General features: G+C 69.7%; 13 protein-coding genes and 2 pseudogenes. 5 read left to right on the top strand and 10 right to left on the bottom strand.

The features are described 5' to 3' along the window. Nucleotides 1–17: 17 nt before the first annotated feature. From MJ785_RS10115 to MJ785_RS10125, 3 genes and pseudogenes are all read left to right on the top strand, one after another. Entirely contained in the window at nucleotides 18–509 is a 492-nt protein-coding gene (locus tag MJ785_RS10115; RefSeq protein ID WP_239380570.1) for a helix-turn-helix domain-containing protein, read from the top strand. 8 nt (nucleotides 510–517) lie between these two features. Then, the gene (locus MJ785_RS10120) at nucleotides 518–1069 is read left to right on the top strand and encodes a putative toxin-antitoxin system toxin component, PIN family (RefSeq protein ID WP_239375112.1); all 552 of its coding nucleotides are present in this window, start codon (nucleotides 518–520) and stop codon (nucleotides 1067–1069) included. 66 nt (nucleotides 1070–1135) lie between these two features. Further along, nucleotides 1136–2857, top strand: a pseudogene (locus tag MJ785_RS10125) (helicase-related protein); the annotation flags it as partial. 82 nt (nucleotides 2858–2939) lie between these two features. Here MJ785_RS10125 and MJ785_RS10130 read toward each other — a convergent pair. From MJ785_RS10130 to MJ785_RS10140, 3 genes are all read right to left on the bottom strand, one after another. Continuing rightward, nucleotides 2940–3548, bottom strand: a complete 609-nt coding sequence (locus MJ785_RS10130) for a DsbA family protein (RefSeq protein ID WP_239310701.1) — start codon at nucleotides 3546–3548, stop codon at nucleotides 2940–2942. Nucleotides 3549–4188: 640 nt separating this feature from the next. Next, on the bottom strand, nucleotides 4189–4488 hold the full coding sequence (locus MJ785_RS10135; RefSeq protein ID WP_239310702.1) for a helix-turn-helix transcriptional regulator: 300 nt from the start codon (nucleotides 4486–4488) through the stop codon (nucleotides 4189–4191). Then, nucleotides 4481–4852, bottom strand: a complete 372-nt coding sequence (locus MJ785_RS10140) for a type II toxin-antitoxin system RelE/ParE family toxin (protein WP_239380572.1) — start codon at nucleotides 4850–4852, stop codon at nucleotides 4481–4483. Before MJ785_RS10140 ends, MJ785_RS10135 begins: the two co-directional genes overlap by 8 nt. A 969-nt stretch (nucleotides 4853–5821) precedes the next feature. Between MJ785_RS10140 and MJ785_RS10145 the strand changes: the two genes are divergently transcribed. Further along, complete coding sequence (locus MJ785_RS10145; protein ID WP_239380573.1) at nucleotides 5822–6280, top strand: hypothetical protein; 459 nt, start codon at nucleotides 5822–5824, stop codon at nucleotides 6278–6280. On the opposite strand, the gene MJ785_RS10150 is transcribed toward MJ785_RS10145, so the two are convergent. The 7 genes from MJ785_RS10150 to MJ785_RS10180 all read right to left on the bottom strand — a co-directional run bounded on the left by MJ785_RS10150 (nucleotide 6188) and on the right by MJ785_RS10180 (nucleotide 22403). Next, the gene (locus tag MJ785_RS10150; protein WP_239380574.1) at nucleotides 6188–7027 is read right to left on the bottom strand and encodes an FAD-dependent monooxygenase; all 840 of its coding nucleotides are present in this window, start codon (nucleotides 7025–7027) and stop codon (nucleotides 6188–6190) included. The genes MJ785_RS10145 and MJ785_RS10150 overlap by 93 nt on opposite strands. Before the next feature lie 19 nt (nucleotides 7028–7046). Further along, nucleotides 7047–8030 (bottom strand): amidohydrolase family protein, encoded by a 984-nt coding sequence (locus tag MJ785_RS10155; protein WP_239310706.1) that lies wholly within the window; start codon nucleotides 8028–8030, stop codon nucleotides 7047–7049. Continuing rightward, on the bottom strand, nucleotides 8027–9043 hold the full coding sequence (locus tag MJ785_RS10160) for an acetylserotonin O-methyltransferase (protein WP_255720507.1): 1017 nt from the start codon (nucleotides 9041–9043) through the stop codon (nucleotides 8027–8029). The genes MJ785_RS10155 and MJ785_RS10160 overlap by 4 nt, the downstream gene beginning before the upstream one ends. 72 nt (nucleotides 9044–9115) lie before the next feature. Further along, the gene (locus MJ785_RS10165; protein WP_239310707.1) at nucleotides 9116–9826 is read right to left on the bottom strand and encodes a hypothetical protein; all 711 of its coding nucleotides are present in this window, start codon (nucleotides 9824–9826) and stop codon (nucleotides 9116–9118) included. Further along, the gene (locus MJ785_RS10170; protein WP_239380575.1) at nucleotides 9813–14510 is read right to left on the bottom strand and encodes a type I polyketide synthase; all 4698 of its coding nucleotides are present in this window, start codon (nucleotides 14508–14510) and stop codon (nucleotides 9813–9815) included. The genes MJ785_RS10165 and MJ785_RS10170 overlap by 14 nt, the downstream gene beginning before the upstream one ends. Further along, complete coding sequence (locus MJ785_RS10175) at nucleotides 14507–21106, bottom strand: type I polyketide synthase (RefSeq protein WP_305039911.1); 6600 nt, start codon at nucleotides 21104–21106, stop codon at nucleotides 14507–14509. The genes MJ785_RS10170 and MJ785_RS10175 overlap by 4 nt, the downstream gene beginning before the upstream one ends. Before the next feature lie 1003 nt (nucleotides 21107–22109). Beyond that, complete coding sequence (locus MJ785_RS10180) at nucleotides 22110–22403, bottom strand: hypothetical protein (RefSeq protein WP_239380576.1); 294 nt, start codon at nucleotides 22401–22403, stop codon at nucleotides 22110–22112. A gap of 6 nt (nucleotides 22404–22409) precedes the next feature. Here MJ785_RS10180 and MJ785_RS10185 point away from each other — a divergent pair. Further along, nucleotides 22410–22819, top strand: a pseudogene (locus MJ785_RS10185) (hypothetical protein); the annotation flags it as partial.

The raw sequence follows: 22819 nt of genomic DNA on the forward strand, positions 1-22819 counted from the left end.
GATGGTAGGTTGAGGCTGTGACCACGCCACTCGTCGAACGGACGCTGCTGCCTCCAGACAACCGGGAGCGGCTGGGCGGCGTGCTCGCCGCGCTGACCACCCGCCGAACAACAGGTGCCGCCCTGATCAGCCCCGACGGGAAGCGGGTCGACCTGCCTCCCGAGATCTTCGAGGTCGTTCGCGAAGTGGTCGAGATGCTGACCCAAGGGTTGGCGATCACCATCGCTCCGCATCAGATGGTGCTGTCCACGACCGAGGCCGCCGACATCCTCGGAGTCTCCCGGCCCACCCTCGTTCGGCTGCTGGAGTCCGGCGAGATTCCTTTCGAACAGCCGGGAAGGCACCGGCGGGTACGGCTCGCCGACGTGCTCGCCTATCACGAACGTGCCCGGCGCCACCGGGCCGCCGGCCTGGACCAGATGGTCGCGGACGCGGAGGACGCCGGGCTCTACGACCTGCCGACGGACATGGGCTTCGAACGGCTGCCCGCCGACAGCGACGGAGAGTAGGCGACGCCATGGACGCGGTGTTCCTCGACACCTGCGTTCTCCTGAAGTCGTACCTGTGCGACGCTCTGCTCTCGATCGCCGAGACCGGCTCGTTCCGCCCCCTGTGGTCGGACCACATCCTGGAGGAGCTTCGCCGTAACCTGCTCAGGGTCGGTGCGAAGCCCGAGGCCGTCGACCACCGCCTCGACCAGATGAACATCAGTTTCCCCGACGCAAGGGTCACCGGACACGAGAGTCTCATCGGTTCGATGACCAACGATCCCAAAGACCGGCACGTCCTGGCCGCGGCCGTCGTGGGACGCGCGGGCGTCTTGGTGACAGAGAACATCCGTGACTTTCCCATCGAGTCCACCGACGCATTCGGTATCACCGTCCACGCACAGGACGACTTCCTGCTCGGCCAGCTGGAGCTTCACCCCGACGCCGTCATGGAAGCACTTCGCCGGCAGACGTCCCGTTACCGACGCGAACCCCGCACCGTCACCGCGCTGCTCAACATCCTGGCGGGCCCCGGCCACGGCTGCCCCGGCTTCGCCCGTCAATGCCGTGAGGAGCTGTAGGCCGGGGGCTGGAGGTGCTGTTCACGCTCGCCGAGCGGGCACGGGCCGGCGGCCGGCCGCTGTGGCTTCTTCGCTGGCGTACGGACCGTGATCGTCGACGAGGTGCACGTCTTCGCGGGTGACGACCGGGGCTGGCACCTGCTGGCCGTGCTGGAACGGTTGCGACGGATCATCGCCGCCGAAGCGGCCGACTCGGGCGCGGGCCGGCCCGAGCTGCAGGTCGTGGGCCTGTCCGCGACAGTCGGTAACCCGGCCGACCTGCTCCGCTGGCTCCAGGGCTCCGGCGTCGGTCGCCGGCCCGGGCTTGTGGTCGCGCCCGACGTGCCGGTCGCGACCGCGTCGGCGGTCGGTCCGCTGCCAGGCGAGATCGAGCTTGACTACGTCGGCTCGGTACCGAACGCGGCGAAGGTACTCGCCACGCTGCACCAGAGCGAGAAACGGCTCGTCTTCTGCGACTCGAAGCAGCTCGTCGAACAGCTCGGCAGCGAACTGCGCGCCCGCGGCGTGACCACTTTCCTCTCGCACGCGTCCCTGTCGGTCGACGAGCGGCGCCGCTCCGAAGAGGCGTTCACCCAGGCCCGCGATTGCGTGATCGTCGCGACCAGCACGCTGGAACTGGGCATCGACGTCGGCGACCTCGACCGCGTGATCCAGCTGAACGCCCCCAGCTCGGTCGCGTCGTTCCTCCAACGCCTTGGCCGGACCGGGCGCCGGTCAGGAACCGTCCGCAACTGCCTGTTCCTGACCCTCACGCAGGACGCGCTCGTCCAGGCCGCCGGCCTGCTGCTGCTGTGGGGACGAGGCTGGGTCGAACCGGTCGTCGCCCCACCTGAGCCACGGCACATCGTCGCCCAGCAACTGCTCGCCTACTGCCTGCAGGAGAACAAGGTCGGCGACCGGCTCTGGGCCGACGAATGGAACGGCCTCGCGCCCTTCGACCGGTCCGCCGAACCGATCGTCGCTCACCTCGTTCGCTTGGGATTCCTCGACTCCGACGGCGGCATGCTGTTCATAGGCCCGGAAGCCGAACGCCGCTTCGGCCACCGGCACTTCTCCGAACTGACCGCCGTCTTCACCGCGGCACCCGAGTTCACCGTCCTCTCCGGCCGCACCGAGATCGGCCGCACCGACCCGATGCTCCTTTGCGACCCGGTCGAAGGCCCACGGCTGCTCCTGCTCGCCGGCCGCAGCTGGCGTGTCACCTACACCGACTGGAAGCGCCGCCGCTGCTTCGTCGAACCCGCCGGCAGCGGGGGCCGCGCCCGGTGGACCGGCAGCCTCCCTCCGCTGTCCTTCACCATGGTCAGAGCCATGCGCGACGTCCTCCTCGGAGCCGATCCCCAGGTCGCCATGACCAAACGCGCCGCCGCCCGCCTGACCGAGATCCGCGAGGAGCACACCGACCTCGTCCACCCCGCCGGCACCATGATCGTGCGTGAATCGGAGGCCGACGTCCGCTGGTGGACCTGGGCCGGCCGCCTCGCCAACCGCACCCTCACCGCCTCCCTCGGCGACCTCACCGACCCCCGCCAGAACCCCGACGAGGCATTCATCCGGCTACGTTCTGACCTGACCCCAACTATGTGGAAGGCCGCCACGCCGGATCTGGAAAATCGGCTCTGTCTGCCCCACGTGGACGAGCAGGCCCTGGCTGGCCTGAAGTTCAACGCGGCCCTACCCCCGCACCTGGCCGAAGCCACCCTCGCCACCCGCCTGGCCGATCTGTCCAGCGCGAAGGCGGTCCTCACCGAACCGGTCCGGTGGCGCACCAGCCGGCGTGATCCGTAGCACGCGCATCGCCGGTATCCGCCTGGTAGCCGCGTCACACCAGCGGCCGTGGTGGATGACCGTCCCCAGCTGCCGGCCGCTGTCAGCGGGGAATGGTGGTGTGCTTGAACTCGTTGAGCTCGCTCCAGCCGGTCAGCAGATCCACCACGCGCTCGACTGCGCGGATCGACCCGGCAGGGTCGGCCCCGGCGGGGGAACGGTCCATGAGCCGGACGAAGACAGCCCGGTCGTCGGCGATGAACGTCGGCACACCCCACACGGCGTGACTGTTGGTGTACTGCTCATGCTCGGCGCGGACCCTGGCCAGCGCCTCGCCCGAGTCAATCGCCGTCAGCACCTTTCCGGCCGGCACGCCGTGGTCCGCCAGCACCTTGGCGACCTCGTCGCGGTCGGACAGCTGCCTGGCCTCGTCGTGGCGGAGCGCGAACAGGCCGCGGTGCACGGCCGGGAACACCTCGGGGTAGTCGTCGCGGACAACGACCCCAGCCTGCAGGGCCAGGATGCCGCTGTCCTGGTCAGGCTGGTCCCAGACGTCAGGCTGCCCCTCTTCGACGTGGGCCTGCCCGAGGGAGAACGGGGCGAAGCGGACCTGCCAGCCGGCGCCGGCGGCCAGCCCGGTGAGGATGTGCTCGTGCGCGTTGCGGGCGAACGGGCAGCGGTAGTCCCAGGTGACAGTGAACTCAAAGGCCATGAACCCTCCAAGCCGCCGGACCCGCGCCGCATTCCCTACCGGCCGAGTAGAAAAATGCTGAGAGCGCCCGCGATCCGTCGCCGTTCGCTCTCGTAGGCCGCTGGGCGGTCTCCAGCGGTCGGTGCACCGCCCGCCCCGCGTCGGGACTCATAAGAGCGTCCGGCAATAGGGGACGCGGCGTCGCGGGGCCAGGGCACGCACCTCGCCGCGTTGTCGTCAGTCGCCACCCAACACCAGGGTGGCTCCCTCCTCCGCCTCGCGATGCACGCACCCCAGCCCCGCTCCTTGATCCACACCCCTATTGCCGGACGCTCTAAGTAGGGATTTGAATCGGGCTGTTGGGGCAGGTCAGGAGCCTGCCCGATCGCGATCAAACTTGCCGAGCCCTCTGCTCCCAGCACGATGCGGACGGTGCACTGACCCCCTGAATCCAAGGAGCACTCAGGTTCCTGAATGCATAGAGCAGCTGATCGATACAGTATGCGACCTTCGCGCAACCCTGCTAACCACCCTCACATCCGACCTCATTCTCCCAGGTCAAGAGGGTGTCTGACGATGAACCCGCACCTCCCCCATCTGCTGTCCATCCACCTCGGCACGATCCCACGACCGGCAAAGAGGTCGCCGTCCGTTCGGACGGTTATGCGACGTGGGAGCGGGGCGTGACACGGACGATGAGGTCGGCGTCGAGGGCGTCGGCGAGCCGGTCCAGGACGGGCAGCGTGGGCACGGTGCCCCCGGCTTCGAACCGTGCCACCGCCGACTGGGTCATACCAGCCGCGTGCGCCAGCTCGGTCTGGCTCCAGCCACGCTGCTGACGTAGCTGCCGGACGGCACGGCCGAGCTCGAATGCCAACCGGGCCGCCTGGTACGCCTCGTGTGCGCCCGGCTCAGCCATGCGCTGTTCCCGCAGCTGCGCCCACTCCGACCGCTCAGCCACCGTCCCCACCCTCCTCGTCCAGCTCGTCGTCGGCAGTGTGCTGCTCGGCCAGGCAGCGGGCCAGAGTACGCCTGGCCCGGGCGACCTCGCCCACCTCGCGCATCCGGGTCTTGACGAACACCGTCAACAACACGACCCGCTGCCCCGGGGCCAGCCAGTAGGTCACCCGCACCGCCTGCCGGTCCACGTGGAACCGCAGCTCCCGCAGTTTGCCGTCCAACTGCCGGGTGTAGGGCTCCCCCAGCACCGGGCCCTGTTCGGCCAGCAGATCGATGTAGAACGCCGCCGTGGCGAAGTGGGCCGTGGATAGCTGCTCCAACCAGTCTCGGACCTCCGGTTCCAGCTCGACGGTACCCCAAGCCATAGCAGCAACGCTATAGCATGCTCTGGGGTGCCCGTCGTCGGCGTGCCGCCCCCGACCATCCGGCTCGGAGCCGACTCAGCGTGCGATGTGACGTTCAGGGCACGTCAGCCGGTAGCGGGCACAATCGGGGTTCACGTTCCATCCCCTCACCTCCACAGGTAACCTGCCTGCCCGCGAGGCCCTGCGGTTGTTGGCTTTTTCGTGCTCTTCCCGACGCATTGCATGATCATGCATTGTCGGTTGACGCCACCGGAAAGTTGACAGTCCCCCATCCTGGTGATCATCTGGCATCTGCTCAGCGACCCGCACGCCCGCTACCGCGACCTCGGCGCCGACCACTACACCACCTGGATCAACAGTGACGCGAATTCCATCCGATGCGAATTCGCGACAGTTGGCATGCGCAATGATCACAAAGTGGCGTTTCCGTTGGTAGATAGGGTGTCCTGGGTTGCTGGAGGATGCCCGCCGGCGTAGGCCGATTTGGCTCCAATGATCGACTACGGACCCGTGGCCATCAGGTTTGGCGGGGTTGAAGGCCGATGCGGAATCTCGCATCTGATGCGATGGGCCGCTGGTTACTCTCCGTAGAGATCTACGGGTTCCAGTCGGGCAAAGCTGCTGCGCCGCTTCCCCTCCTCGGCGCCTGGCGGCGCCTGCGGTGCGGGTCGGCTTGCCACTGATTATCCCTGGGTGCCAGCATCTTCGACAACATGGAGGACGGCTGGCCGCGTGAAGTCGTTGCGGCGGGCCGCCCGTTGCGAGTCCTACAGAAAGTTACGATCTACACTTGAAGATCAGAGAATTCGCGACACTCGAATACAAGACTCCGCCAGTCCTGTACCCCTACTACAGCGGGATCGGCATGTCGCATGTCGGGAATCGTGCTGTTCTGGACACGTATTGCAGTTTTGCTGTCACGCTTTTCGTGTGGCCTACACGGGGTTCGGGCACAGCCGTAGAACGCACATGAGCGTGTTGGTGACCGTGAAGGCGTACCCCACGGTGTCCCAGCAGCACGGCGAGGCGGTGTGCGTCGCGGGCATCCGCACCGATGTCATCCCCCACCGGTGGGTGCGGCTGTTCCCGGTCCACTACCGTGATCTCCCTGAAGAGCAGCAGTTCAAGAAGTGGGAGTTCATCGAGCTCGACGTCCAACGAGGATCGGATACGCGACCGGAGAGCTACGTGCCGATCCTGGAGACGATCAGACGGGGGCGTGTCCTGGGCACGGGCGACGGCTGGGCGGAACGCCGAACGATCGTCGATCCCCTCCTGCAGTCGAGCCTGTGCGTGGTCCGCCGCCAACGCAAGATCGATGGAACATCGCTGGCGTTAGTCCGTGCACAGGATCTCCAAGCGGAGGTCCGCCGGGGTGGCGGGGCCGAGCAGTGCCCGCAACGCCACGGCGGGATCGGCGTCCGGTGACGGCAACGCCGTGCCCGCCCACCAGGTGTCCTCCAGGTCGAACCGGCCGATGCCCCCGCTGATCCTGGCGTTGTAGATCCAGTACTGCACCGCAGGGCCGTGCGGGACGAGCTGGGCCAGCCCCGGCGCGCGGAAGACGATCGACGTGGTGCGCCGCGCGTCGGTCGGACCCTGCATGGGGATGCCGAGGCACTGCCGGGTTGTGCTGTTGCCGCCGTCGCACCCGAGCACGTAGCGGGCGGTGATCCGGTGGACCGTGCCGTCCGGGGCCTCCACCTCCGCCACGACCTCCTCGGCGGACTCGGTGAGCCCGCGCAGCGCCCAGCCCAGCGCGAACGTGATGTCGGGCAGCTCGGCGACGACCTCCCGCAGCACGCGTTCGACGGCGGGCTGCGGGACTATCTGGCCGGGTTCGGCGACCACGTCCGTGCGCGCCGCCGAGAGGCCGAGGCAGTCGTCGAAGCGGGTGAACTCGGGTCCCAGCAGGCTGGTGGCGACCACGACCTGCTGGGACCAGGCGACCGGCAGTGCCGCCGCGGCCCGGATGCGGTCGGCGATCCCCCACCGGCGGAAGTGCTCCATGGTGCGGGCGCTGGTGGTCTTCGCCCTCGGCCGCAGGAACGAGACCTCCTGGCGCGGTTCGAGCACCACGCAGTCGATCCCCCGAGTGCCCAGTTCGGCGGCGGCCGCCAAGCCGACCGGGCCGCCGCCGACGATCAGGACCGATGTGGTCGTGGGCAGTGTCACCACTGGGTTCCTCCGCCTCTCAGGACAGCTGGTCGCCGGTGGCCCGGGGCAGCAGCCGGCGGGCGTTGCGGGTGGTCAGCTCGCGCCAGGTCTCGCGGTCGTCCGGCGGCGCGGCGGCATCGATGGACTCGATCTGGGTCAGCACGCCCTGGACCGGGAACCAGCAGTAGTCGCTGCCGTAAAGCATCCGCTCCGTGCCGAAGGCACCCGCGAGGGCGGGCACCTGGTCGGGGAACGGGGTACCGGCGATGTCGTACCAGAACCGGCCGAGCTGCTCGCGAACCGAGATGTCGGGCGGCCCGCCCAGGCCCTCGATGAACCCACACGACTGGTCCAGCCGAGCGGCCAGCAACGGGAGTGCGCCACCGCCGTGGGGGAAGATCCACGAGATGCCCGGGTAGCGGGACGCGACACCGTTGAACACCAGGTTCACCGCGGCCCGCGCGGAGTCGAAGATGAACTCGAGTACCGGCCGTGGCAGGCCGACCGTGATGGCCTCGTGCCGGGGCGGCGAGGTCGGGTGGACGAACACGATCGCCCGCCGTCGGTCGAGTTCGGCCCACAGAGACTCGAACAACGGGTCACCGAGGTAGCGGCCATGGCTGTTGGTCGACACAGTGAGCCCGTCGGCGCCCAATTCGTCGAGTGCGTACGCCGCCTCGGCGAGCGCACCCTCGACATCGGGCAGGGTCAGCGAGGCGAAGTGCCCGAACCGGGCTGGTCGCCGACGGCTCAGCTCAGCGCCGAACTCGTTGACCTCGCGCGTGAGCCGCCGCGCCGCGAGATCGTCGCCGAAGTGCGTGCCGGGCGTGACAAGTGACAGCATGGTCTTGCTGATCCCACCCCGGTCCATCAGGCCCAGGTGTTCCTCCTCGCTCCACCTGGGCCAGCCGGGCATGCCGTTGGGGTGTTCGTGGCCCGCGGCTCGTGCGGTGGCGACGTAGGACTCCGTCACGAAGTGCGCGTGCACGTCGACGAGTTCGTGGGCGGACCCCAGTGTCATGAGAGTTCGCCAGCGAGCGGCTTTCGGCCCACCACCGCACCGTTCGCCCCGGCCGCGTCGAATCGCAGGACAGGCACGTCGGTGAAGCCGGCGTCTTCGAGCCAGCCCCGGTACTCCGACTCCGCGTAGTTCTCACCGCCGGGCAGCCCGACAAGCATGTTCATCCCCATCAGCGCCGCGGCGGGCGGTCCGGTGCGTTCGTCGTTGAGCAGCAGTTCACACACCAGCACCACGCCACCGGGTGCCACCGCGGTGAACGCCTTGTCCAGCAGCCGCCGGTTGGCCGCCTCGTCGTGGTCGTGCAGGACCGAGGTGAGCAGGGCGACGTCAAAGTCGGCAGGCAGCGCGGGGTCGGCCTGGAAATCTCCCGCGACGACGTCGATCCGGTCGCCCAGCCCGGCTTCGGCGACCTTCGCCTCGGCGATCTGCCGCACGTGCGGCAGATCGAACACGGTGGCCGTCAGGCCGGGATTGCGCTGGCACAGCTGGATCACGAACCCGCCGGAGCCACCACCCACGTCCAGCACCCGTTGGTGCGGCCCGAAGTCGTACACCTCGTCCAGCGCGCCCGCGGTGGCACCGGCCAGGGAGTGCATCGCGTCCCAGAACGTTTCCATGAGGACCGCGTCATCGGTGCTGAAGGCACCCTCCTGCTGTTCCGGGTCCCAGGTCACCGGACGGTTCGTTTGCAACGCGTCCAGGACCCGGTGCCAGTTCTCGTAGAGCTTGCGGTCGCAGAACCGCACGAACCCGCCGAAGTAGTGCGGCCGCCCGATGACCAGGTACTCCTCGGCGAGCGCGGAGTTCCGGTACCCATCACCGGATTTCTCCAGCAGGCCGAGCGACGCGCACGCGGCCAGCAGCAGCCGGGCCGGGCGGCCCTGCAGGTCCGCCGCCTCGGCGAACTCCTTGACCGTCATCGACGTGCCACCGGCGAGCTTGGTGAACAGCTCCAGTTCAAGCGCGGCGGAAAAGGTCTTGAAGCTGATGAACCCGTTGGCGAGTTCGAGCAGTTGGCGAGTTCGAGCAGTGGTACCTGGCTCAACGGCTGGCCCTTGTCGTTGATGTTCATGATCACCTTTTCATCATGGGATATCGGTCGCCAACACGCGGTCGCTCTCGTGTATGTGCTCGGCAATCACATCCGCGTGTTCGCCCGCGCAGGTCAGTTCCAGCCGATGCGGGAACGAACGCACGAGGGGAGGCTCGGTAGCCCGGAAGTACAGGACGGAGCGGCCCCCTTCCTGTTCCTTCTCCAGCGGGTTGTAGCCCGCGCCATCAGCGACCAGCGCTCCCGAGCCGAGCAGCTGGCGACGCAGTTCCGCCAGCACGCGCTCAAGTCGGTCGACCATGATGGCGACATGTGACTCGTTCATGGACTGGCGCTCGCGGTCGGCCATGCCCTCGGGCAAGGCGCACCCATGCGCCGCCGTCGCGGCGAAGACCTCGATCTCCCTGCAGCCGAACAGATCCGTGTCGACAGCGCCACGCACGATACGCACGTCGAGGTCCTCCGGAGGTATCCGGTACCGTCGGCACAACCGGGACTTGACCACAACGCTGGGGACAGGCCGGGTCACCTCGAAACCATTGCACCGCAATGCCGAGACCACCTCCGAGATCGTCTCGGGGAACACCAGGAAGCCATAGTGGTCGAAGGTGCAGTGCTGGAGGTCGACACGCCCCAGCAGCGGGCCGTGAGTGTGTGCCGAGACCGCGTCGAGCACCTGCCCGACGGAGAACTGGTTGAGGATGGACCTGATCCGGACGACGCTGTCGACATCACGCTGGTCCATTTCCCGCTCCTCGTGTCAGGAACTCCTCCAGCGCCGCATTGAACGCCGAGCCGACGTTCTGCGTCGCGTGGCCGCCGGGGATGACCAGCCGCCGCCCGTCGAGCCGAGCCGCCAGGGCATCGCTGATCGCCTCGAACACCGGGCGCTGGCCACCACTGACGACGAGGGTGGGGATGGCTGCCGCGCGCAGCCGGTCCAGTGGCAGCTCGGCCTCCCACGGCCACCGCACCCGGTCCCGGGCGAGGCTGGCGGTGGTGCGTTGTCCCCCGGACAACACGTCCGGGTAAGGCGTACCGGGATCGATGAGGGCGAATATCGCCCGGAACAGTGCGTCGTCGGCGGCGGGCGGCCGTGCCAGCAGGGCGCGCATGGCCTGCTCGAACTCGTCGGCCACCGGTGTCCCCCTGGCCACACCGCTGGCCGCGCTCTCGATCAGGGTGAGCGAGAGGACCGCGTCCGGGCGCTGGGCGGCGGCCAGCAGCGCTCCCACCGTGCCGTAGGACTGGGCCACCAGGTGGGCGCCGTCGCCGAGCAGCTCGGCGATCAGCTTGGCGTCCACCTCGAAGTCCTCGCGCTCGCTGGTGGCACTGCGCCCGTAGTTCAGCCTGCTCGGCATGACCAGCCGCCACCGGTCGGCGAGCGAGGCCTGGGTCAACCACGCCTGTTCGCCGCAGACCGCACCGCCGTGCACGAACAGGATCGGCGTGCCGCGGCCCAGCTCGACCACATGCATTCCACCGGGCCCGGTCACCTCGGTCCGCTCGACAGGTGTGGCCGTACCGGGGTGCAACAGGGGCCGCACCGTGGCCACCAGCGAGGCCACGGTCGGGTTGTCCAGGAACATCGCCAACGGCAAGGAGATCCCGAGCGCACCGGCGACGGCGTCCCGCAGCTCCACCGCGAGCAACGAGTCCAGGCCAAGGTTCTGCAAGGGTTCGGTGGGGGCCGGCCGCGACCCGGTACCACCGAGCACCGCCGCGACCTGCTCGAGGAGCAGTTCGTGCAGCCGGCGTCCGGCCTCGTCGTCCTGCCCTGTCTGGAAAGCGGCGCGCAGGGCCGAGCCCTCGGCAGTGATCGCGGTGGGCGCGGGCTGTGCCCGGCCGGCCGCCAGGATCGCGTCCTGGCTGGTCTTGCGCATCGAGACGCCGGTCAGCTCCAGCAGGCAGGTCCCGTCCTCGGTCAGGACCCGGAGGTCGCCGGTGACGGCCGACCCGGACTCCGCGCGGACCAACGCGTGGCACAGCAGGGGTTCGTCGCAGTGCCCGTGGCGGGAGAACCGCTCCAGCCCGGTCAGGATCAGCATCGTGGCGAGCGGGAGGGTGTCGTACACGCACGCGAAGACGAGCTGCAGGACGGAGTCGGTGAAGCCGGGGTGCAGCAGGTAGTCGTCGGCCTCCCCGGGCTCGGGCGCGCGCAGCCGGGCCAATACCTCACCCTTGCCGCAGCGCAGGTGGGTGATCCACCGCGCGGAGGACCCGAGGTATATCTTGCGTTTCCACAGTGCCCGGTAGAACTCCGCCCCCGAGAGGGTTGTGGTGCACCGGCGGCTGATGTCCTCGACACCGTCGGTGCCGATGGCGGGCGCCTGCCCCGGCTCCGCGGCGAAGGCGCCCTGGGCGTGCAGTGCCCACACCCCGTCGGGCTCCGGCTGGCTGTAGTAGCGGAACGGTGTGCGCCCGCCCACCGCCGGGTCGACGACCAGCATCGCCGTCCGGACGCCCTCCTCGGGCATCAGGAACGCCTGGGGCAGCGACAGATCCTCGATCCGGGTGCGCTCGAACCCGCGCAGCTGGGCGACCGCCGCCAGCACCGCCTCGACGTAACAGCCGGCGTTGACCACGGCGGCCCCGGCGCACACGCAGTCGCCGAGGCAGGGGTGCCGGTCGACGGAGAGCAGCGAGCGGAACTGCACGGCGTCAACCGGTGACGGGACGCGCTCCCCCAGCAGGGTCGCGCTCGCCGGTGCGCCCGGTCCGGCCACGACCGGCGCCAGCACGGGCCGAGTGGTGGGCTCGAACCAGTGCCGGTGCCGTTCGAAGGCGTAGGTCGGCAGGTCGACGACGCGGCGCGGCCGATGCTCGTCGACCCCACGCCAGTCGACCTTGACGCCGCGCACGAACAGCTCGCCCAGGCTCGCGAGCATCGTCCGCTCGTCCTCGCCGTCCCTGTTCAGTGACGACAGCAGGGTGACCCGGCCGGGCTCGACGATCTTGCCGGCCAGCGTGCACAGCGTGGCGGCGGGACCGATCTCCAGGAACACGGTGCACCCTCGGGACACCAGCTGTTCGACACCCGCCGCGAACCGCACCGGCTGGCGCGCGTGGTCGCGGAGGTAGCCGGCGGAGAAGGTGCCGGCCTCGGCCACCTGGCCGGTCAGGTTGGACACCAGCGGGATCCGGGGATCAGCGAAGGACACCTGCGCGGCACGCTGCTCGAACCTCTCAAGCGCCGGCTCCACCAGGGACGAGTGGAAGGCATGCGAGACCCGCAGGCGCGCACTCCGGACGCCCTCGGCCTTGAGCGCCTTGATCAGCTCGTCCAGCACCGCGTTCGGACCGGACACCACCACGTTGTCCGGTCCGTTGACCGCCGCGACGCACAGTCTGCCCTCGTACGGGGCCAGCGCGCGCTCGACGTGCCCGGGGCCGGCGAGCACCGCGACCATGCCGCCGCCCTCGGGTAGCTCCTGCATGAGCCTGCCCCGCTCGGCGATGAGGGCCAGCCCGTCGGCCAGGTCGAACACCCCTGCCACACACGCGGCGGCGTACTCACCGACGCTGTGCCCCAGCAGCGCCGCGGGCGCCACGCCCCACCGCCGCCACAGCCTGGCGAGCGCGTACTGCAGGCTGAACAAGGCGGGCTGGGCGTGGCGGGTCTGGTCCAGCGGGGTGTGCTCGTCGAACAGCACCGGCAGTAGCTCGCCGCCGAGGATGGCGTCACAGCGGTCGAGGTCGGCCTGGAACGAGGGCTGGGACCGGTACAGCGCGCGTCCCATCCCCGGGTACTGCGAACCCTGGCCGCTGAACAGGAACGCCACCTTCGGCCGCGCGCCGGGTGGTACGACGCCGGTGCGCACGTCCTGGTGCGGGGTGCCCTCGGCGTGTGCGGCCAGTGCGGCCCGTGCTGCTTCCGTGCTGTCGGCGAGCACGACCGCACGGTGGCCGAACCGCGCTCGCCCGTTGTTGGCGGTGTGCGCGACGTCGGCGAGTGAGTCGGTGGCGTCGAGGTGATCACGGTAGCGCGCGATGAGTGCCCGCAGGGCCTCGTCGCTGCGCGCGGACAGCGACACGAGGTGTGTGCCCCCCGCAGCGGACCCCGCAGCGGGGGGGTCCGAGCTCTCCTCCAGAATCAGGTGCGCGTTGGTGCCACTGGCCCCGAAGGAGCTGACCCCGGCGATCCTGGTGCCCTCCAGCCGAGCCCAGTCGGTCAGCTCGGTCGGGATCGTCACGCCGAGCTCCCCAAGAGGGATCCTCGGGTTGACCGTCGAGAGATGCAGCAGCGGCGGCAGCTGCCGGTGCCGCAGCGAGAGCACGGTCTTGATGAGCCCGGCGATCCCGGCCGCGGACTCCAGGTGGCCCATATTGGTCTTCACGGTGCCGATCGGCAGCGGGCGGTCCGGGTCGCGATCGGCGCACAGGACCGAGCTCAGCGCGTGGACCTCGATCGGGTCGCCCAGTGGCGTCCCGGTCCCGTGCGCCTCGACGTAACCGACCTGTGCCCCGCGCACCCCGGCGGCGCGCAGCGCGTCCCGGATGACCGCCTGCTGCGCCTGCCCGTTGGGGACGGTGATGCCGCCGCTGCGGCCGTCCTGGTTGACCGCGCTGCCCCGGATCACCGCCAGCACGCGGTCCCCGTTCGCGGTCGCCTCGGACAGCAGCTTCAGCACGACGACCCCGCAGCCCTCACCGCGGGCGTACCCGTCCGCGGCGTCGCTGAAGGTCTTGCACTGGCCGTCGGGCGCCAGCATGTTCGCCTTCGACATCGCGACGAACCAGTCCGAGGTGACCATGACGTTGACTCCCCCGGCCAACGCGGTCGAGCACTCGCCGGTGCGCAGGCTCTGGCACGCCAGGTGCACGGCCACCAGCGAGGCCGAGCACGCGGTGTCCAGTGTCAGGCTGGGGCCGCGCAGGCCCAGCCAGTAGGACAACCGGCCCGCCGCGAACGGCGAGGTCATCCCCCCGGTCAGCCAGTAGGCGTCGATGTCGGTGGGGGGGCATTCCTTCAGCATCGCCTGGATGTACTCCGACCCGGTCACGCCGAGGAACACGCCGGTGCGGCTCTCCGCGAGCCCGTCCGGTGCCTGGCCCGCGTTCTCCAGTGCCTCCCAGGCGACCTCCAGGAACAGCCGTTGCTGCGGGTCCATCCGCGTGGCCTCGCGTGCGCTCACGCCGAAGAACCCGGCGTCGAAGGTGTCGATCTCGTCGAGCAGCCCGGCCCGTCGGACCGGCGGGAAGCCGGCCGGGTCCCAGCGGTCTGCGGGGATGTCCCTTGTCGCGTCCCGGCCGGTGCGCAGCAGGTCCCAGAACGCCGCAGGACTGTCCGCGTCCGGTAGCCGGCACGCCATGCCCACGATCGCGACCGGCTCGTCAGCGCGGTGGGCCGACCGCTCCAGCGCAGTGCGCAGTTCCCGGATCTCGGTCAGCGCGGCGCCGAGGACCGCCTTGTTGTCCGCCGCGCTCATCGGCGGCCTCGCAGGGCACGGGCGGCTTCGATCTCCACGAGCAGCTGGCGCAACACGTCCTCCTCGGTGTCCACGTCTGCATGCGGCGTGGCGGGCGGGCTCGGCTCGGCGGGCGGGCTCGGCACCTCGGCGACCGCCCTCGTGCGCTCGGCCAGGTGCGCGGCCAGCGCGGCCACGGTCGGGAAGTCGAACAGGGCCGTCGCGGGCAGCTCCCAGCCCAGTGCCGAGGACAGATCCCGTTGCAGCCGCAGCGCGAGCAGGGAGTCCATTCCCAGCTGGAAGAAACCCGCGCCGGGTTCGATCATGGCCGGGTCGAGGGCGAGGGTGCGCGCGGTGTGCTCGGTGACGAGGTCGAGCATGGTCTCGGCGTGCTCGCCCCGCAGACCCGGTGGGTCGCCGAGGTGGCTGGCCGGCGCGGCAGCGGGTTGGACGGCCGGCGCGGCGGCGGGCCCGGCGGTGCGGGTCTTCGGCCAGTACCGCCGGCGCTGGAAGGCGTAGGTGGGCAGCTCGACCCGCCGCAGGTGGTGCTCGGCGGCGAGCGCCCGCCAGTCGGGCTCGGCCACGGTGGCCGGGGTGCCGCCGGTATGGAGCGAGTCCAGCCCGGCGAGCAGGCCGGCCCGGTCCGCCGCCAGTACCGCGGCGGTGTGCGCGAAGCGGGTCCGGGTGGTGGCCAGTGAGTACGCGACGTCGGCGACGCGGAGCTCCGGGTGGGCCACCAAGTGTGCACGCAACAGGCCCGCCTGGGCGCGCAACGCCTGGTCGTTGGTCGCCGACAGCACAACCGGCACGGGCGGGGCGGCGGGACCGGCCGGGGCACCGTCCGCCGGTTGCCCCGGCGCCTCTTCGAGCACCACGTGCGCGTTGGTCCCGCTCATGCCGAAGGCGGACACCGCCGCCCGGCGCGGCCGGCCGGCCGACGGCCACGGGCGGTGCTCAGTCAACAGCTCGATCGCCCCGGACTCCCACGCCACGTGGGGGCTCGCCGCCCGCACGTGCAAGGTCTTGGGCAGCACGCGGTTGCGCATCGCCAGGACGGCCTTGATGACGCCCGCGACACCCGCCGCGGCGACCGCGTGGCCGATGTTCGACTTGAGCGAGCCCAGCCATAGCGGCTGTGCCCGGTCCTGCCCGTAGGTCCGCAGCAACGCCTGTGCCTCGACCGGATCACCCAGCGGGGTGCCGGTCCCGTGTGCCTCGACCAGGTCCACCTCCTGCGGCCGCAGCCCGGCATCGTCGAGTGCCTGGCGGATGACCCGCTGCTGGGCGAGCCCGTTCGGCGCGGTCAGCCCGTTGCTGGCACCGTCGGAGTTGATCGCCGAGCCCCGCACGACGGCGAGCACCGGGTACCCCAGCACCTGCGCGTCGGACAGCCGGGCGAGCAGCAGGGTACCCACGCCCTCACTCCACGCGGTGCCGTCGGCACTGGCGGCGAACGATTTGCACCGGCCGTCCGGCGCCAGCATCCCCGGTTGCAGGCCGAACTCGGTGAACGATTCCGGGGTGGCCAGGACCGTCGCGCCGCCGGCCAGGGCCAGTGAGCACTCACCGGCACGCAGCGACCGGACCGCCAAGTGGAGCGCGACCAGCGAGGACGAGCACGCGGTGTCCACGGTCAGCGTGGGGCCTTCCAGCCCCAGCGCGTAGGCGATCCGGCCGGAGGCGATGCTGGTGGCCGAGCCGGTTATCCGGTGCCCGGCCATATCCTCGCCCAGCAGCGAACCGTAGTCCTGGGCGGAGGTGCCGATGAACACCCCAGTCTGGCTGCCGCGCAACGACTCCGGCACGATGCCCGCCCGTTCGAGTGCCTCCCACGCGGTCTCCAGCAGCAGGCGTTGCTGGGGGTCCATGGCCAGCGCCTCGCGGGGTGAGATGCCGAAGAACAGCGGGTCGAACCCGGCGCAGTCGCTGAGGAACCCGCCTTCCTTGAGCCCGGTGGCCGGGCTGAGGTCCCAGCCCCGGTCGGCGGGGAACTCCGAGATGGCGTCCCGGCCGTCCAGCACCAGCTGCCACAGCTGTTCCGGGGTTCCGGCGTCACCGGGGAACCGGCAGGCCATGCCGAGGATCGCGACCGGCTCGTCGGTGTGGCCAGCGGGTGCGGAGGTGGCGATCTCACGGTAGCTACCACGTAGTTCACCCACCAGGTACTCCGCCAGCGCCCGCGGTGTCGGGTGGTCGAACAGCAGGGTGGCGGGCACCGGCAGGCCGGTGACCGACGCGAGGCGCTCGCACAGCTCCACCGCGGTCATCGACTCGAACCCGAGGTCGCGGAAGGCACGGCCGGCGGGCACGACGGCGCCCCCGTCATGCCCCAGCACCACCGCCGCCTCGGCGCACACGAGGTCCAGCACGGCCGCCAGGTCGGCCGACGGGCGTTCGGGAAGGGGCTGGGCCGGGTCGCGCGGTGGCCTCGGTTCCCCCTGCCGATCGCGCCACGAGGACAACGCTCGTCCCACCCGTGCTGCCGTGGCCGCGTCCAGGTCCAGCGCCTGCCCGAGCTCACCGGCCTCGACCAAGCGCCAGAAGGCCTCGGCCGCCGGATCGGGGCCGACCGGGGCCGGTACTGGTTCCGGCCAGAACCGCTTGCGCTGGAAGGCATAGGTCGGCAGGTCCACTCGCCGCGCGCCCGAGCCGGCGAAGACGGCGGGCCAGTTCACCGCCACGCCCGCCACGTGCGCCTGGGCGAGTGCGGTCAACAGTCGTGTCCGGTCGTGCGCGCCCAGCTCGACGACGACGTACCCGTCACCGGCCAGGGCTCGGCGGGTGCGCTCGTACTCCTCGGCATCGGCCACGGGGTGGTACGGCACCCGACAGGCGTCCGGGGTGACCGGGGCATGATCTTCCGCCGAGGTCACCGCCCTGGCGGCGTCCGCCAGGCTGAGCGCGCCCGCGACGGTGGCCGCCGCGATCCTGCCCTGCCCGTGCCCCACCACCGCGGCGGGCTCAACCCCTAGCGAACGCCACAGCTCGGCCAATGCCACCATCGCCGCCCACGAGACGATGTGCTCACGCTCCGGCGACACCGCTTCGTGTCCGCGAAGCACATCCAGGGGTGAGAAGTCGGTGAAGGGTGCCAGCGCCTGCGCGCACTCGCTCATGCGCGCGGTGAACACCGCCGATGACGTGAGCAGTTCCCCGCCCTGGCCTGCCCACCGCGAGTCCTCGCAGGGGAATACGAACACCGCCTCGGTCACTGTTTCGGCGACACCACGGGCCACCTCGGTGACCGCACCGTCGGCGACCAGCAGCACCGCTCGGTGCTCGAAGTCCGACCGCGTGGTCGCGAGTGACCAGCCGATGTCGACCGGCGGGCCGTCGAGGGACCGGATTCGCGCCAGCTGCGCCGCCAGCGAGGCCGATGACCTCGCCGACACCACCCATGGCACGACGGGCAGCCTCGACCGCCGCTTTCCCGGTGCCCGCACCGGAGGGGCCTGCTCCAGGATCACGTGCACGTTAGTGCCGCTCAGCCCGAACGAGGACACCCCGGCCCGGCGCGGCCGATCGACCATCGGCCACTCGAGCGCTGAGGTCAGCAGCTCGACTGAGCCGGCCGACCAATCCACATGGGACGACGGTTCGGTCACGTGCAGGGTCCTGGGCAGCAATCCGTTTCGCAGGGCCATCACCATCTTGATGACGCCGGCGACGCCCGCCGCTGCCTGCGTGTGCCCCAGGTTCGACTTGACCGAGCCCAGCAGCAACGGAGTGTCCCGGTCCTGCCCATACGTCGCCAGCAAAGCCTGCGCCTCGATCGGGTCGCCCAGCGTGGTCCCCGTGCCATGCGCCTCCACGGCGTCGACCTCCGCTGTGGACAGACCGGCGTTCGCGAGCGCCTGGCGGATCACCCGTTGCTGCGCCGGTCCGTTCGGCGCGGTCAGGCCGTTCGACGCGCCGTCGGAGTTGATCGCCGAACCCCGCACCACGGCGAGCACCTGGTGGTCACGGCGCCGCGCGTCGGACAACCGTTCCAGCACGAGCACTCCGACGCCCTCGGCGAACCCGGTACCGTCAGCGGAGTCGGCGAAGGCCTTGCACCGGCCGTCCGCGGCCAGGCCGCGCTGCCGGGAGAACTCCACGAAGCTGCTCGGTGTGGACATCACGCTCGCCCCACCGGCCAGTGCGAGGTCGCACTCGCCCTGACGCAGGGATTGCACGGCCAGGTGCATCGCCACGAGCGAGGACGAACAGGCCGTGTCCACCGTGAGCGTGGGCCCCTCGAACCCGAACGTGTAAGCCACCCGCCCGGAGGCCACGCTCGGCGCGGTCCCCGTGGTCTGGGAACCCTCGAACTCGCTGCCGAGCAACCGCGCGTAGTCGTTGAACATCACCCCGGAGAAGACACCGGTCTGGCTGCCCCGTAACGACTTCGGGTCGATCCCCGCGCCCTCCAGGGCCTTCCACGACGTCTCCAGCAGGAGCCGCTGCTGTGTGTCGGTCGCCAGTGCCTCCCGCGGTGACATCCCGAAGAAGGCCGGGTCGAACTCGCCCGCGTCGTGCAGAAACCCGCCCAGCCGGGTGAGCGAGGTCCCGGCGTGGCCGGGTTCGGGGTGGCAGAGCGCGGTCAGGTCCCAGCCGCGGTCGTGGGGGAACTCCGTGGCGACCTCCCCGCCGTCCAACAGCAGTTGCCACAGCTGCTCCGGTGAACGGACATCGCCGGGGAACCTGCACGCCATCCCCACGATCACCACGGGGTCCTCCCGGTCCGCGGGTTGTGCCCGCCCGGTCTCACGGTGGTCGTGCCGCGCACTCAGCAGGTGGGATACGACGGCCAGCGGGGTGGGGCAGTCGAAGACCAACGTGGTGTCCAGTGCCCTGCCGGTCGCCTCCGCCAGCCGTCTGCTCAGCAGGACGGCACCGGCGGAACTGATCCCGTAGTCGCGGAAGCTCTGCTCGGGCAAGATGGGCTTCTCGCAGTCCGCCACGGCACTCGCGTGCTCACGAACGAGGGACAACAGCTCCGGTGGTGCCAGTGCGGCACCGCTCGCCTGAGGTCGGCGGCCGAGAACCTGCTCGACCAACCGCCTTCGCGCGAGCTTGCCGGTGGGGGTGTGCGGCATCCGCTCGACCACGACCAGCCCGAGCGGGATCTTGTAGGAGGCCACGCCACTGGCGGTCAACAGCTCGGTCACCTCGGCCAGCGTCACCTGCTCGCCGGGGTGAACCGCGACCACCACGCAGGGGTACTCGCCGAGGCGGTCATCCGGCAGGCCGATGACCGCCAGGTCCGACACCCCCGGCAGCTCGGCGAGCAGGTGCTCTATCTCCAGCGCGTTGAACTTCTCCCCGCCGACATTGATCCGTTCCACGGCCCGCCCGTGGAAGGTCAGCCGGCCCTCGCCGTCGATGGCGGCGAGGTCGCCGGTGCGCAGCCACCCATCACCGGCGAACGCGGCCTGGGTCAGCTCGGGTTCACCGAGGTAGCCGCGGAACTGGAAGGGGCTCCGGAAACGCAGCTCCCCGACCTGGCCGGGCTCGCAGTCGCGTTCGTCGGGTCCGACCACACGGGCCTCGCTGTGCTCGACCGGCAGCCCGATCCCATACCCCGACGTGCCCGCGATCTCCCCTGGCAGCGTGGTCGCGCCCGCACCGAGCTCGGACATTCCCCACTGCACGGCCACCGCCGCGCCGGTCCGGCTCGACACCGCACGCGCCAGCCGCTCCGGTACGGGGGCCCCCGACGCACGCACCTGGCGCAGCCGCAACCGCCCGTCGGGGACGTGCCCGAGGATGTCCCGCAGTTGTGCCGGTACCGCGAACAGCACGGTCGGCGCGGTCTCGTCGGTCAGGCGCAGGAAGCGGTCCACGTCCCAGCCACCGCCGAACATGACCTGCCGGGCACCAACGGCCAGGCCCAGGTGCAGTGCGAGGAGCCCGAACATGTGGCTGAACGGGCTGGTGCTGAGGATGCGGTCCGTTGGAAGCACGCCGCCCCGGCCCACGATCGCCAGGGCGTTGGACAGCACCCCGTCGTGGGTGTGCACACAGATCTTCGGGCGCAGCGACGTCGTACCGGAGGTCGGCGCCAGTAGCAGCGGTGAATGCGGTTGCAGATCGAGGCGTACCGGCGGCGCACCCGCCCACTCGTGCTTGAGGTCCATCAGCGAACCGGGTGCGAGAAGGACGTGGCGTAACGAGGGGCACGCGGCCCGCAGCTTACGTGTCAGGCCGTCGATGTCCACACCGTGGCGCCTGCCACCGTCCGGCGACAGCACGGCAACGACCGGCCCGGCGGCACGCACGAGCCCTTCGAGCTCACGAACACCGTTGCTGCCGTGCAGAGGCAGGAAGACCGCACCGGCGATCGCCACCGCAAGGTGTACAACGAGGAAGTCCCAGGAGTTCGGCAGCTGGACGGCAACCACATCGCCCGACGTGACACCGAGCCCACGCAGCCCCCTGGCCACTGAGTTGCCCTCATCCCACAGATCCGACCAGGTCCGTTCACCCGAGCCGGCCGCGTGACCGGACCGGTCGTGAACCGCGATGGCAGCCGGGTCCTGGAGCACCGTCCGTTCGACCAGTGCGGGCAGTGTGTGGCCGACGAGTCCCGTGGCGGAGGCAGGAGTAATGTGGAAATCGTTTCCCGTGACCGCCACTACGCCCCCTGGTTTGGCCCGTCGTGCTCGGCCACATGAGGCGCGTGCCCGATTGTCGACAGATCGTAACTTCTATGGCGGAAAGCTGGAGTCTTATTCAGAACTCCCCGATCAAGATTTTTAGCAGAGTCCTGACCTGCGACGATGAATGATCTGAACCATCTGCACTGGGGGTTTTGAATAAGCCTCCTGGATTCGGTGTTCTGAAAATCGGAATCGGCCTTCAAAGCACTCGCCGAGGGTAGCCAGAAAAGCTGGTTTCTGGCCAGAGGGGCAGCCACCCGACTCCTCGGCATCAACATCGTCATCATCGGCCCCCAATTCACCACACCCGCCTGGTGGCCCGCAGCTAATAATCCCACCCTGCCCACCATCCACCTCGTCCACGTCAGCGGAATCAAGCGGTCAAGGCGACATGTCCGCTGCCAGTAGATCGCCGAATACTTCAAGCGGCGTCTGCCAGTTCAACATTCAACGTTCAACGGTACGTATTCGGAAGTCCTGTGGGATCTTGGAGTCAACCTGCTGCAGCACAGGCACTCCCGCCCGACGACCCACGGGACTTCCGAATACGTACGTTCAACGTCTCCCGTGGCTTCTCATTCAACTGGGAAGTCAGGCTATCAAGATCTGCCTGCGAATGCAAGGATAAGTCGGCGCCCTTCGGGAAATACTGCCGGAGCAGATGATGTTGCACGAATCGATTGGGTCCACCGAGCCGGTTGACACCATATTGACCCAGGTCACAGGCGTGTCGGTGCGGAGTCGATCAGATCAATGGAGATCGAAATTGTGGAGTGATTACAGCAGGCCCATGGGGTCAGCGGCCGACAACGTGGCCAGCGCGTTTTCAGTACGTGGAAACTCGGCTTTCAACAGCCGCCGGTGGCCTTCATGACCATGAGCGGGAGTCCTGGTGTCAATTCTCGTTTAATCTGGCCAGCCTGGTGCCCCCGACCTGTGGCTGGTCAGATCGCCTGAGACGAGGTGCGGGGAGGTTGTCTCACTTGAAGTGGCCTTTTTCGGGGGGTGGCACTGGCGTCTGCCAGCCGGCGTGCAGTTTCTGGGCCTGGAACCGGTGGCGCTGGTCCGCGAAGTCGACGCGGTGGCGGGCGACCCAGTCCCGCAGAGGGTCACGGCACCAGGACGTGGTCAGGGTGGCCACGCTTGCGTGGGTCCTGTGGGCGACGTGCTGGTAGAAGCGGTCGAGGTCGGGCTCGAAGGCGATCGCGACGAGACAGCGCCACTCGAGGTCCGCGAGGACGCGGGCCAACGCGACGGTCTCAGGGAGAGTCACCGCGGGATGGTGGACTGCGACGCCGAGGGTGTCGGCGCGTTGCTGCCATCGCGTGGCGAGGTGGGGATGGCGATGGGCTGGGTCGCTCCTGGCCCACCAGTCGACGATGCTTCCCCCGACCCCGCGATCGTCACCCAATGGATCGCTGAGACCCAAACCGAGCGCGCCGCGGCCGTCGCCGCCCTCGACCGCGCACGACAGCCCAGCTCACCCCGACGCCGCATGACTCGCCAGGAGATCAAAGATCTGATCGATGCCCTCGGAGGACTCCTCACCGTCCTCGGCAAGGCCGACCCGGAAGACAAGGCCAAGGTCTACCAACAACTTGGCCTGCGCCTGACCTACGACCACGAAACACAGACCGTCCTGGCCGAAGCAGCACCGAGATCATCGGTGTGTGTAGTGTCTGTGTCCGA

Origin of the sequence: Protofrankia sp. CiT1, assembly GCF_917627335.1 — a bacterium.
Classification (GTDB): Bacteria; Actinomycetota; Actinomycetes; order Frankiales; family Frankiaceae; genus Protofrankia.